The sequence below is a fragment of the Streptomyces sp. NPDC079167 genome (assembly GCF_040686735.1).
Classification (GTDB): Bacteria; Actinomycetota; Actinomycetes; order Streptomycetales; family Streptomycetaceae; genus Streptomyces.
Genome location: NZ_JBFBLO010000030.1, coordinates 1 through 13,651 on the forward strand (window position 1 = coordinate 1; position 13,651 = coordinate 13,651).

Annotated in this window: 2 protein-coding genes; both read left to right on the top strand. The window is 72.5% G+C overall.

Annotated features, from left to right (window positions below; genetic code table 11):
• Positions 1–2,721 (top strand): SDR family NAD(P)-dependent oxidoreductase (locus AB0P41_RS34940; protein WP_365936075.1); only part of this gene is annotated, 2,721 nt, incomplete at its 5' end.
• 45 nt (positions 2,722–2,766) lie between these two features.
• A complete protein-coding gene (locus AB0P41_RS34945) occupies positions 2,767–13,650 on the top strand; it encodes a type I polyketide synthase (protein ID WP_365936076.1) in 10,884 nt (3,627 codons plus the stop codon).
• Position 13,651 lies beyond the last annotated feature (1 nt).

Consider the following 13,651-nt stretch of genomic DNA (forward strand, 5'->3'; position numbering starts at 1 on the left):
GACGGTGACGCGCTGGACGAGTTGCTGTCGGCATGCAAGGCGGACGGTGTGCGGTGCAAGCGCATCGATGTGGACTACGCGTCGCACAGTGCGCATGTGGAGCGGATCCATGACCGGTTGATGGAGGTGCTGGCCGGCCTGGCCCCGCGCCCGTCGCAGGTGCCGCTGTACTCCACGGTGACCGGAGAACTGCTGGACACCGCCGGTATGGATGCCGAGTACTGGTACACCAACCTGCGCCGGACGGTGCTGTTGGAGGAGACGACGAGGGTTCTGCTGGACGCGGGTCACAGCGTGTTCGTCGAGGTGAGTCCGCATCCGGTGCTGGCTGTCGGTTTGGAGGAGACGTTCGAGGCTGCCGGGAGCGATGCGGTCGCGCTGGGGACGCTTCGGCGGGACGAGGACGAGTCCCGTCGCTTCATGACCTCCCTCGCCGAAGCGCATGTCCACGGGGTCGGCCTCGACTGGAAGGCCCTGTTCGCCGTACACACGCCCCGCCATGTCGACCTGCCCACCTACGCCTTCCAGCGCCGGCACTACTGGCCCGAAGCGCCGGCCGCTCCCGCTGCGGCAACAGTGGACCCCGTCGACGCCCAGTTCTGGGAGGCCGTCGAGCACGGCGACCTCACCACACTGGCCCGCACGCTCGACATCGAAGGGGAGTCGTTGGGCGCGGTCCTGCCCGCCCTGTCATCCTGGCGGAAGCAACGACGTGAGGCCTCCGCCACCGATTCATGGCGCTACCGGACCGGTTGGACCCCGCTGGCCGAGCAATCGGCCTCCCTCACGGGTACCTGGCTGGTCGTGGCCTCGACGACAGGAGCGAGCGCCGAACTGGCCCCAGCCGTCGTGGACGCCATGCGCGCCAAGGGGGCCGACGTCCTGCACTGCGCGGTGGACAACGCCCACGACCGGGTGACCCTGTTCCAGGCGCTGGCCGACACGCTCGGGGACCGCACCGCCATCGCCGGGATCCTGTCCTTGTGCTCGGTGGACGAGGAGCCGGTCGCCGGAACGCCGGAGCTCACCAGCGGGCTAGCCGCGACAGTGACGCTCGTACAGGCGCTCGGTGATTCAGCCGTCGCGGCGCCCCTGTGGTGCCTGACCCAGGGCGCCGTCCGGACCAACGGTCAAGACGGTTCTATCAGTCCCGCGCAGGCCCTGGTCTGGGGCATGGGCAGGGTGGCCGCTCTTGAACACCCCGAGCGTTGGGGCGGGTTGATCGATCTTCCCGAGGCTCCTGACGAGCGCGCGCTGTCACGGGTGTGCGGCCTGCTCGCCGGTGCAGGCGACGAGGACCAGCTCGCCGTGCGTCCGGGGGGCGTGTTCGCCCGCCGCCTGCTGCCCGCGCCCCCGGTGGGTTCGGGGCGCTCCTGGACGCCGGAGGGCACGGTGCTCGTCACCGGGGGTACCGGAGCGATCGGCAGGCAGCTGGGCCGCTGGCTCTGCGGCAACGGCGCGGACCACGTGGTGCTGGTAGGCCGCAGGGGAGCCGAAGCGCCGGGAGCGGCCGAGCTGATCCAGGAGTTGGAGGGCTCCGGCACCAGGGTCACTGCCGCCGCCTGCGACGTGGCGGATCGCGACGCACTGGCCGGTCTGGTGGCGCGACTGACGGCCGACGGCGACCGGATCACGGCGGTGCTCCACGGCGCCGGCGAGCTGGACGATGCGGTCATGGGCGCGCTCACCCCCGAGCGGCTCGCCGCCGCGCTGCGTGCCAACGTGGGCGGCGCCCGGAACCTGCACGAGGTGACACAGGGGCTCGACCTCACCGCCTTCGTCATGTTCCCGGGCATAGCCGGCACGGTCGGAGGCGCCGGCCAAGGAGCCTTCGCCGCCGCGAGTGCCTACCTCGACGCGTTCGCCGCGCACCGCAGGTCGCTGGGCCTTACGGCCACATCGATCGCTTGGGGGCCGTGGGCGGAAGGCGGCCCGGCGACCTCGGACGGTACGTTCGCCGAACGGATGGGCCGTCGTGGGCTGACCGTTCTGCCGACCGCCTCCGCTCTGCCCGCGCTGAGCCGGGCGGTGGCGCAGGACGGCCCGTCCCTGCTGGTCGCGGACATCGACTGGGGGCTCTACGGGCCCTCGCTCACCGCGGTCCGCCCCAGCCCGCTGATCGCCGACGTCCCGCAGATGCGGGAACTCACGCGCGCGGCGGCAGAGGCCGGGGACGGCGCCGCGGACAGCGCGGCCGTGTTCCGCAGGACGGCCGCCGAACTGTCCGAAGCCGAACTCGGCCAGATGCTGCTGGAGCTGGTGCGTACCGAGGCCGCCGGGACGCTCGGTCACAGCGAGATCGAGGCGGTGGGCGCGAAGCGGCCCTTCAGGGATCTCGGGTTCGAGTCGCTGACCGCCGTGGAACTGCGTAACCGGCTCAGCACGCGAACGGGGCTGCGCCTTCCGGTGACGCTGGCCTTCGACTATCCGACGCCGGTGGCGCTGGCAGCGTTCCTGCGGACCGAGGTCGGCGAGAGCACCGAGCCACAGGCGGTACCCGTACTGGCCGAGCTGGACAGGCTGGAGGCGACCCTGGCGTCGCTCTCCGCGGACCGCACCGCACGCCACCGCATCGGTGCACGGCTGCGCGACATCCTCTCCGGCTGGGACGAGGAGCCCGCGACGGGCGACGGTGCGTCGGCCACGGTCGCGGAGAAGCTCCAGGCGGCATCGGCCGACGAGGTCCTGGCATTCATCGACAACGAGCTCGGGGCCTCCTGATGGGTCGGCACCGTATTTCTGTTCTAAGCAAAGGGGTTAGCGGTAATGGTGGCTGACGACAAGCTCCTCGAGTACCTCAAGCGGGTGACGGCCGACCTCCACCAGACCCGGGAGCGCCTTCGTGAGGTGGAGGCCGGGGAGCAGGAGCCCATTGCGATCGTCGCGATGAGCTGCCGATTCCCCGGCGGGATCGCGAGCCCCGAGGACCTGTGGAACATGGTGGCCGCCGGTGCGGACGCGATGTCGCCGTTCCCGGACGACCGCGGCTGGGACACCGGGCGGATCTACGACGCCGACCCCGAGCAGTCCGGCACGTCCTACGTCCGTTCGGGTGGTTTCGTCGACGGCGTCGCGGAGTTCGACTCCGGCCTGTTCGGCATCAGCCCCCGCGAGGCCCTGTCCATGGACCCGCAGCAGCGGCTGCTCCTCGAAACGGCGTGGGAGGCGTTCGAGCGGGCGGGCATCGACCCGCTGTCGCTCTCCGGCGCCCGGGTCGGCGTGTTCGCCGGTTCCAGCGGCCAGGACTACGCGTCCCTGCTCCAGTTCTCCCCGGAGAGCGTCGAGGGCTACGGCCTGACGGGCACGGCGGCCAGCGTGGTCTCGGGACGCGTGTCATACACGTTCGGCCTCGAAGGCCCGGCCGTCACGGTGGACACTGCGTGCTCGTCGTCGCTCGTCGCCCTGCACCTGGCAGCGCACGCACTGCGGCAGGGCGAGTGCTCGCTGGCGCTGGCCGGCGGCGTGACGGTCATGTCGACGCCCGGTGCCTTCATCGAGTTCAGCGCGCAGCGCGGGCTGTCCACCGACGGCCGCTGCAAGGCCTTCGCCAAGGCCGCCGACGGCACCGGGTGGGCCGAGGGCGCCGGCCTGCTGCTCCTGGAGAGGCTGTCGGACGCCCGCCGCAACGGGCACGAGGTACTGGCCGTCGTCCGCGGCTCCGCCGTGAACCAGGACGGTGCGAGCAACGGCCTCACGGCCCCCAACGGCCCCTCGCAGCAGCGCGTCATCCAGGAAGCGCTGGCGAACGCCGGACTCACCGCCGACCAGGTCGACGCGGTCGAGGCCCATGGCACGGGTACGACGCTCGGTGACCCCATCGAGGCGCAGGCACTGCTCGCCACGTACGGCCGGAACCGGCAGGCCGACCGCCCGGTCCTGCTCGGCTCGGTCAAGTCCAACCTCGGCCACACGCAGGCCGCCGCCGGTGTCGCCGGCATCATCAAGATGGTCGAGGCGATGCGCCACGGCACACTGCCGAAGACGCTGCACATCGACGAGCCCACCCCGCACGTCGACTGGACGGCCGGTGCCGTCCAGCTGCTGACCGAGCAGACGGACTGGCCGCGAACGGGCCGGCCCAAGCGATTCGGCATCTCTTCGTTCGGTATGAGCGGGACCAACGCGCACACGGTCATCGAAGAGGCCCCGAGCCCCGAGCCGACCGCACGGGCCGAGCAGGGCGACGCGCTGCCCACCTTCGTCTGGACGGTGTCCGGGAAGACCGAGGAAGCACTGCTGGGCCAAGCGGCCCACGTGCTGTCGCACGCGGAGGACTCCGACGCGACCTCCCTGGACCTGGCTTTCTCGCTCGCCACCGGCCGTGCGGCCCTCGACCACCGGGCCGTCGTCGTCGGCGAGACCCGCGAGAGTCTGCTGAGCGGCCTGCGCGCGCTCGTCTCCGGCTCTCCCGCCCCGGGGCAGGCGCGCGGCGTCGCCACGGAGAACGGCCGACTCGGCCTCCTCTTCTCCGGCCAGGGGTCGCAGCGGCCCGGCATGGGCCGTGGACTGTACGAGGCGTTCCCGGTGTTCGCCAAGGCGTTCGATGCCGTCTGCGCCGAGCTGGACCGGCACCTGGACGGGCCGGTCAAGGACATCATCCTCGCCACGGACCCCACCGACGAGACCACCGCAGGGCTGATCGACCGGACCGTCTTCACCCAGGCCGGCCTCTTCGCCGTGGAGACCGCACTGTTCCGCCTCGTCACCTCCTGGGGCATCCGGCCGGACTACCTACTGGGCCACTCCATCGGCGAGCTGTCGGCCGCCCATGCGGCGGGTGTGCTGTCACTGGAGGACGCCGCCGCCCTGGTGGCGGCCCGCGGACGGCTGATGCAGGCTCTCCCCGGAGGCGGGGCGATGGTCTCGCTCCAGGCCACCGAGGACGAGGTGCAGCCCCTGCTGCGCACAGGCGTCTCGATCGCCGCGCTCAACGGGCCCACCGCGGTGGTCATCTCTGGTGACGAGGACGCGGTCCTGGAGATCGCCGCCCACTTCGAGGGACAGGGACGCAAGACCAAACGGCTCCGGGTCAGCCACGCCTTCCACTCGGCGCACATGGAAGCGATGCTCGACGAGTTCCGGGCCTTCGCCGGGACGATCCGGTTCCGCGCGCCCGAGCTTCCGATCGTGTCCAACGTGACGGGCGCCCTGATCAGCGCCAAGGAGATCGCCGATCCCGGCTACTGGGTACGCCACGTCCGCGAGGCCGTCCGCTTCCACGACGGGATCCGCACACTCCTCGGCCACGGCGTCACCGCCTTCCTCGAGATGGGCCCCGGCGGCGTACTGAGCGCCCTGGGCCAGGAAGCCCTCACAGGGGCTCCCGCCGGAGCCGGCGAGCCCGTCTTCCTCCCGGCCCTGCGCGCCGACCGCCCGGAGGCCCGTTCGCTGATCACCGCCCTCGCCGAACTGCACGTCCACGGCAGCGGTCCGGACTGGCGCGCGTTCTACGAGGGGACGGGAGCCAGGAACACCGCGCTGCCCACCTATGCCTTCCAGCGCAAGCGCTTCTGGCCGAAGCTGTCCGCCGCGTGGGCCGGTGACGCCACAGCCATGGGCCTGCGCGCGGCCGAACACCCGCTGCTCAGCGCAGCGGTCACCCTGGCCGACGGCGACGGGATGCTGTTCACCGGCAGACTCTCGCTGGCGACCCACCCCTGGCTCGCCGACCACACCGTCCTGGGCACGGCCCTGCTGCCCGGCACCGCGTTCGTGGAACTGGCGGTCCACGCCGGCGACCAGGTCGGCTGCGGCCATCTCGTCGAACTCAACCTCGAAGCGCCGCTCATCCTCCCCGAAGAAGGCGGCACAGCCGTCCAGATGACGCTCGGGCCACCCGATGACACCGGGCACCGCCCGCTGTACGTGTACTCCCGCCCGGACGGCCAGGAAGACGACGAGTCGTGGACCCGCAACGCCGGAGGACTGCTCGCCCCCGGCCAGGCCGAGGCCCCCGACTGGTCCGTCTTCGCCGAGTGGCCGCCCCGTGACGCCGTACCTGTGCCCATGGGTGACTTCTACGCCCAACTCGAAGCCGCCAACTACGGTTACGGGCCCGCCTTCCAGGGCCTGACGGGTGTCTGGCGGCGCGGCGACGACGTCTTCGCCGAAGTCCGCCTCCCCGAGGAACCCGCCGCCGACGCCCGGCGGTTCGGCCTGCACCCCGCACTGTTCGACGCCGCCATGCACTCACGGGCCATGCTGGGCAACGGCGACGAGGGCGGCCCCGCCGGCCAGGAACGGCTGCCGTTCTCCTGGACCGGCGTGTCCCTGTACGCCGCCGGCGCCTCAGCGCTCCGGGTGCGGCTCTCGCCCACCGGCACGGACACCGTCTCCGTCGCGCTCGCCGACGAAACCGGGGCGCCCGTCGCCTCCGTCGGTGCGACCGTGCTTCGCCCTGTCTCCGCCGAGCAGCTCAACACCTCCCGCAGTCCCCATCACGACTCGCTCTTCAGGATCGACTGGCCGGTCGCCCAGGGCACCGGGACCTCACCGGACACCAGCGGCTGGATCGTCCTGGGGGACAGCGACTTCGGGCTCCCGTCCGGCGGCCGGTACGCCGACCTGTACGACCTCGGCGCGGCGGTCGACGAGGGCCTGGCCGCCCCGGACACCCTCCTCATCCCGTGCGTGACCGAACCGGGCACCGACATGATCGAGGCGGCACACGGCGCGGCAGCCCGCGTGCTGGCGCTGGCCCAGATCCTGCTCGAGGACGAGAGGTTCGCGTACACGCGCGTCGTCCTCATCACCCGCGGTGCCGTCGCCGCCACCGCCGAGGACGAGGTCGAGGACGTCGCGCAGGCGACCGTGTGGGGCCTCGTCCGCTCGGCACAGTCGGAGAATCCGGGCAGGTTCGTCCTGGCCGACATCGACGGACTGCCCGCTTCGCACCGCGCGCTTCCCCAGGCGCTGGCCGACGCCGAACCGCAGTTCGCCGTCCGGGCCGGCCAGATACGGGTGCCCCGGCTCGCCCGGGCCGGGACGCCGGCCGCCGGCACGGCAGGCACCGCCTTCGCCGACCCTGCGGGCACCGTGCTGGTGACCGGTGCCACCGGCACCCTCGGCAAGCTGTTCGCCCGTCACCTGGTGACCGCTTACGGCATCCGCCACCTGCTCCTCGTCAGCAGGCGCGGGCCCTCGGCGGAGGGGGCCGCCGAGCTGGAGGCCGAACTGGCCGCACTGGGCGCCACCGTCACCGTCGCCGCCTGCGACGTGGCCGAGCGCGCACAGCTGGCCGCCCTGCTGGCCACGATTCCCGCCCAGCACCCGCTGACCGCGGTCGTGCACGCCGCGGGTGTCACGGACGACGGCGTGCTCCCCGCGCTGACACCTCAGCGCATCACCGCCGTACTGCGTCCCAAGGTGGACGCCGCGGTGACGCTCCACGAGCTCACCCAGGACCTGGACCTCAGCGCCTTCGTCCTGTTCTCATCGGTCGCCGCCACACTCGGCGGTGCCGGACAGGGCAACTACGCCGCCGCGAACGTCTTCCTCGACTCCCTGGCCCAGCACCGCCGTGCTCGCGGACTGCCCGCCAGCTCGCTGGCCTGGGGCCTGTGGGCCGACCGCAGCGGCATGGCCGCGAACCTCGACGACACACAGCTCAGCCGCATCGGCCGTTCCGGCGTCGGCTCCATGGAGTCCGAGCAGGGACTGGCCCTGTTCGACGCCACCCGCGATCTGGACGACGCCCTGCTCGTACCGGCACCCCTCGATGTGTCCGGGGCGCGCGGAGCCGGCTCCGTCGAAGCGGTACCGCCCATGCTGCGGGGCCTGGTCCGGCTCCCGGCACGCCCCGCAGCGAACAGCGGCGCCGGCCCCGGCTCCGCCGAGGACGCCCTCGCACAGCTGCTCGCCCCTCTCGACGAGGCCGGCCGTGCGGCTGCCGTACTCGATCTGGTGCGTACCCAGGCGGGCGCCGTCCTGGGCTACGCGGAGAACGACGAGATCGGAGCCCAGCGGGCTTTCAGCGACCTGGGCTTCGACTCCCTCACCGCGATCGAGATGCGCAACCGGATGAACCTGGTGACCGGGCTGCGGCTGCCCTCGACCCTGGTCTTCGACTATCCGACACCTGCCGCGCTCGCCGACCACGTCAACGAACTGGTCGCCGGTTCCGTACCCGCCAGCAGCGGTGACACGCCGCGTGCCGACACCGTGGACAGCGGTGAACCGATCGCCATCATCGGCATGAGCTGCCGACTGCCCGGCGGGGTGGAGACGCCCGAGGACCTGTGGCGCCTGGTGGACGAGGGCCGCGACGCGATCACGGAGGTCCCGGACTCCCGGGGCTGGGAGATCGAAGGACTGACCGGCGGGTTCCTCGCCGATCCGGGCGACTTCGACCCGGCGTTCTTCGGCATATCGCCGCGCGAGGCCATCGCCATGGACCCGCAGCAGCGGCTGCTCCTGGAATCCTCCTGGGAAGCCGTCGAAGCGGCGGGCATCGCCCCGACCAGCCTGCGCGGCACCCGCACCGGTGTGTTCGTCGGCTCCAGCGGTCAGGACTACACCGGTCTGCTCCAGCAGGCCGAGGACAACAACGCCGGATACATCCTCACCGGCACCACCGCGAGCGTCATCTCCGGCCGGGTGTCCTACACGCTCGGCCTGGAGGGCCCCGCCCTCACGGTCGACACCGCGTGTTCGTCCTCCTTGGTGGCCCTGCACCTGGCAGCCCAGGCACTGCGGAACGGCGAGTGCTCGATGGCACTGGCGGGCGGCGTCATGGTCATGGCCACACCGGCCGGGTTCGCCGGGCTCAGCGGACAGGGCGGCCTCGCCTCCGACGGCCGCTGCCGTGCCTTCTCCGAATCCGCGGACGGCACCGGCTGGAGCGAAGGCGTCGGCGTCCTGCTCGTCGAGCGGCTGTCCGACGCCCAGGCCAACGGGCACCCGGTGCTGGCCGTGGTCCGGGGGTCGGCGATCAACCAGGACGGTGCCAGCAACGGACTGACGGCGCCCAACGGGCCCTCGCAGCAGCGTGTCATCCGGCAGGCCCTGGCCAACGCAGGGCTCACCACCCAGGACGTCGACGTCATCGAGGCGCACGGCACCGGAACGCCGCTGGGCGACCCCATCGAGGCACAGGCCGTCCTGGCCACCTACGGCACGGACCGGCCCATGCCCGTGCTGCTGGGCTCCATCAAGTCCAACATCGGTCACTCACAGGCTGCCGCAGGCGTCTCCGGGATCATCAAGATGGTCCTGGCGATGCAGCGGGGGACTGTGCCGCGGAGCCTCCACCTGGACGAGCCCACCACCCATGTGGACTGGTCCGCGGGAGCGGTGTCCCTGCTGCAGAAGGCCGTGCCGTGGCCCGAGACCGGCAGAGCGCGCCGGTCCGCCGTCTCGTCCTTCGGTATCAGCGGCACCAACGCCCACGTCGTCCTCGAACAGGCCCCCGAACAGCCGGAGGCCGCCCCCGAGGCGGGCGAGGAGTCGTTCCTCGGAGCGACCGCCCTCCCCTTCGTGCTCTCAGGAACCTCGGCGGAGGCACTGCGCGACCAGGCATCCCGCCTGCACCGCCACCTGCTGACCCACGACGAAGTGGTCCTGGCCGACGTCGGCTGCTCGCTCGCCACGGCCCGCACCCGCTTCGGACACCGGGCGGCAGTCGTCGCGAGCGGCCGGGACGACCTCCTGCACGCCCTCGCCGCCCTCGCGGAGGGCACCGGAGCTCCCGGCCTCGTCCAGGCGGCCGCCCCCGGGGAGCAGCCGAAGGTCGTCTTCGCGTTCCCCGGCCAGGGTGCGCAATGGGCGGGGATGGCACGCGGGCTCCTCGACAGCAGCCCGGTGTTCGCCGAACGGATCCGTGAGTGTGCCACCGCCCTGTCCGACCACACGGACTGGTCGCTGCTGGACGTGCTGCACGGGGCGCCGGACGCCCCCGGACTCGACCGCGTCGACGTGGTCCAGCCCGCTCTGTGGGCCGTCATGGTCTCGCTCGCCGAAGTGTGGCGCGCCGCCGGCGTCGAGCCGTCCGCCGTCGTCGGGCACTCGCAGGGCGAGATCGCCGCTGCCTGCGTCGCCGGCGCGCTGACCCTGGACGACTCCGCCCGAGTGGTGGCGCTGCGCAGCAAAGCGATCCTGGAACTGTCGGGGCTGGGCGGGATGGCCTCCGTACCGGAGCCTTCCGAGAAGGTACGCGCGCGGCTCACCCCCTGGGAGGGGCGCCTGTCCGTCGCGGCCGTCAACGGACCCTCCTCCGTGGTCGTCTCCGGCGACGCCGACGCCCTGGACGAACTCCTCGCCGCCTGCACGGCCGACGGGATCCGCGCCAAGCGCATCGACGTCGACTACGCATCGCACAGCGCGCATGTGGAGCGCATCCACGACCGCCTGCTCGCCCTGCTGTCCGACGTGGCTCCGCGCACTTCGAAGGTGCCCCTGTACTCGACGGTCACAGGCGAACTCCTGGACACCGCCGGCATGGACGCCGAGTACTGGTACACCAACCTCCGCCGTACCGTCCGCCTGGAAGAGACCACGCAGGTCCTGCTCCACGCGGGCCACCGGGTCTTCGTCGAGATCAGCCCGCACCCCGTCCTGGCCGTCGGACTCCAGGAGACCCTGGACGAGGCCGCCGTCGACGGTGCCGTTCTCGGCTCGCTGCGCCGCGACGAGGGCGGCCCCGACCGTTTCCTGTCCTCGCTCGCCACGGCTCACGTGCACGGGGTTCCCCTCGACTGGACCGCGGTCTTCGCGGGGCACGAGGTCCGCCGGGCCGAACTCCCCACCTACGCCTTCCAGAACCAGAAGTACTGGCTGCCGATCCGCAACAGCACGTCCGGCGACCCGGCCTCCATCGGACTCGGCGCCGCCGATCACCCGATGCTCGCCGCAGGGGTGGCCCTGGCCGACGCCGACGGATACCTGTTCACCGGCCGGCTCTCAGCCCGCACCCAGCACTGGATCGGCGACCACGTCGTCATGGAGACGATCCTGCTCCCGGGTACCGGCTTCGTGGAGATGGCCCTGCGCGCAGCACAACAGGTCGGCTGCGACCTCGTGGAGGAGCTCACCCTCGAAGCGCCTCTCGTCCTGCCAGAACGCGGCGCCATGCAGGTGCAGTTGGCCGTCGGCGCACCGGACGCGTCCGGCCGCCGGCCGCTGACCGTCCACTCCCGCCCGGCGGACCTGCCGGCCGAGGGCGGCGGCCTCACCGAGACGCCCTGGCGGCGGCACGCCACCGGTGTGCTCGCCAACCGCACCGCAACCGGTACGCCGTTCGACCTCACCGCGTGGCCCCCCGCCGGGGCCACGGAGCTCCCGCTCGACGGCGTGTACGAACAGGCCGCCGCGCTCGGCTTCGGATACGGGCCGATGTTCCAGGGCCTGCGCTCCGCATGGCAGTCCGGCGAGGACATCTACGCGGAGGTGGCGCTCCCCGAGGACGGCCGCGCCGAAGCCGCCGGATTCGCACTCCACCCCGCCTTGTTCGACGCCGCGCTGCAGGCGATGGGACTCGGTTCGTTCGGTCCCGGCCAGGGACGCGGGGAGGACGCCGGCAAGCCCAGGCTCCCGTTCGCCTGGCGCGGTGTGAGCGTGTACGCGACCGGGGCGTCCGTCCTGCGGGCGCGGCTCTCCCCGAGCGGTGCGAACGGCATCGCGTTCCAACTGGCCGACGGCACCGGGGCGCCCGTAGCCTCGGTCGACGCCCTCGACATGCGGCCGGTCGACCCCCAGCAGCTGAAGACCGCCACGCAGGAGGGGAACGACTCCCTCTTCCGGCTCTCCTGGGAGCCCGGGCCCGCCGCACCCGCCGAGCCCGCCCCCGCAGGCCCCTGGGCCGTACTGGGCGCAGACCCCGCGCCGCTGTCCGCCGCCGGCGTTCCCACCGAGCGGCACGCCGACCTCGACGCGCTCCTCGCGGCCGTCGACGCCGGCAGGCCGCTGCCCGGTACCGTGGTCGCCCGTCTCGGGGCACCCGGAACGCAGGACCCGGCAGCCGGAGCGCACACCGCCGCCCGCGAGGCACTCGTGCTGCTCCAGGGCTGGCTGGGTGACGAGCGCCTCGCCGGCACCCGGCTGGTGTTCCACACCTCCAACGCGGTGGCGGTCGCCACAGGCGAGAGCATCGACGGCCTGGCCACGGCGCCGGTCTGGGGGCTCGTCCGCTCGGCGCAGTCCGAGCACCCCGACCGCTTCGTCCTGGTCGACTCCGACGACAGCGAGGCCTCCTGGCACGCACTGCCCGGGGCCCTGGCCCTGCCGGAGACGCAACTCGCGCTGCGGGAAGGCGTGGTGCTGCTGCCCCGCCTGGCACGCGCGGTACCGGCATCGGACGCCGCCACCGGTGCGGCGGCCTTCGACAGCGAAGGGACGGTCCTCGTCACCGGGGGCACAGGCACCCTGGGCAGCCTGCTCGCCCGCCACCTGGTCACCCACCACGGTGTACGCAACCTGCTCCTGCTGAGCCGGCAGGGCGAAGCGGCCGAAGGCGCCGGCGAACTGCTGGCCGCACTGCACGACGCCGGCGCGGAAGCACGCGCCGTCGCCTGCGACGCGGCGGACCGTGACCAGCTGGCCCGGGTACTCGGCACCATCGACGACGCCCGTCCGCTCACCGCCGTCGTACACGCGGCGGGTGTCCTGGACGACGGGGTCATCACCTCCCTCACCGGTGACCGGATGGACGCTGTGCTGCGGCCCAAGGTCGACGCAGCGGTGAACCTCCACGACCTCACCCGCGACAGCGGCCTGTCGGCGTTCGTGATGTTCTCCTCGGCCGCCGGCACCCTCGGCAGCTCCGGACAGGGCAACTACGCGGCGGCCAACGCCTACCAGGACGCGCTCGCCCACCACCGCAGGGCCTCCGGCCTTCCCGCCACCACCCTCGCCTGGGGTTTCTGGGCCCAGGCCAGCGGCATGACCGGGCACCTCAGTGACGCGGAGGTACGCCGGATGAGCGGGGGCGGTGTCGCCGGGCTCTCCTCCGAGGAAGGACTCGCCCTCTTCGACCTCGCCACGGCATCCGACGACGCGCTGCTGCTGCCGGTCCGGCTGGACTTCGCGGCGCTCCGCGCCCAGGCGGCCGCCGGCGCGCTGCCGCCCCTGATGCGCAAGCTGGTCCGCGCGGCCGCGCCACGTGCGGCGGACACGGACGGCACGGGCACCGGGGGAGCGGGACTGGCACAGCGCCTGGCCGGGCTGTCCGAGGAGGACCGTGACCGCGTGGTCCTGGACCTGGTGCGTACCCACGCGGCTGCCGTCCTCGGACACGCCTCCGCCGACGCGGTCGAACCGGACATGGCGTTCAAGAAGCTCGGATTCGACTCGCTCATCGCCGTCGATCTGCGCAACCGGCTCAACGCCGCCACCGGACTGAGGCTGCCCGCGACGCTCGTCTTCGACTATCCGACACCGACGGAACTGGCGGCACACCTCCGCACCGAGGTCGTCCCCGACACCGGCGCGGCAGACGCGCCCGTGCTCGCCGGGATCGACCGGCTGGAGGCCCTGCTCAGCTCCGTCGGCACCGACGACGACCGGCGTACGAGGATCACTCTGCGGCTCAACGCCATGCTCGCCGACTGGGGCGACATCCGGGTGGCGCCCGAGCCGGCCGTACCGCCGCAGGACCTCGACAGCGCCAGCGACGAAGAAATCTTCGACTTCCTCGGCAAGGAGTTCGGTATCTCGTGAA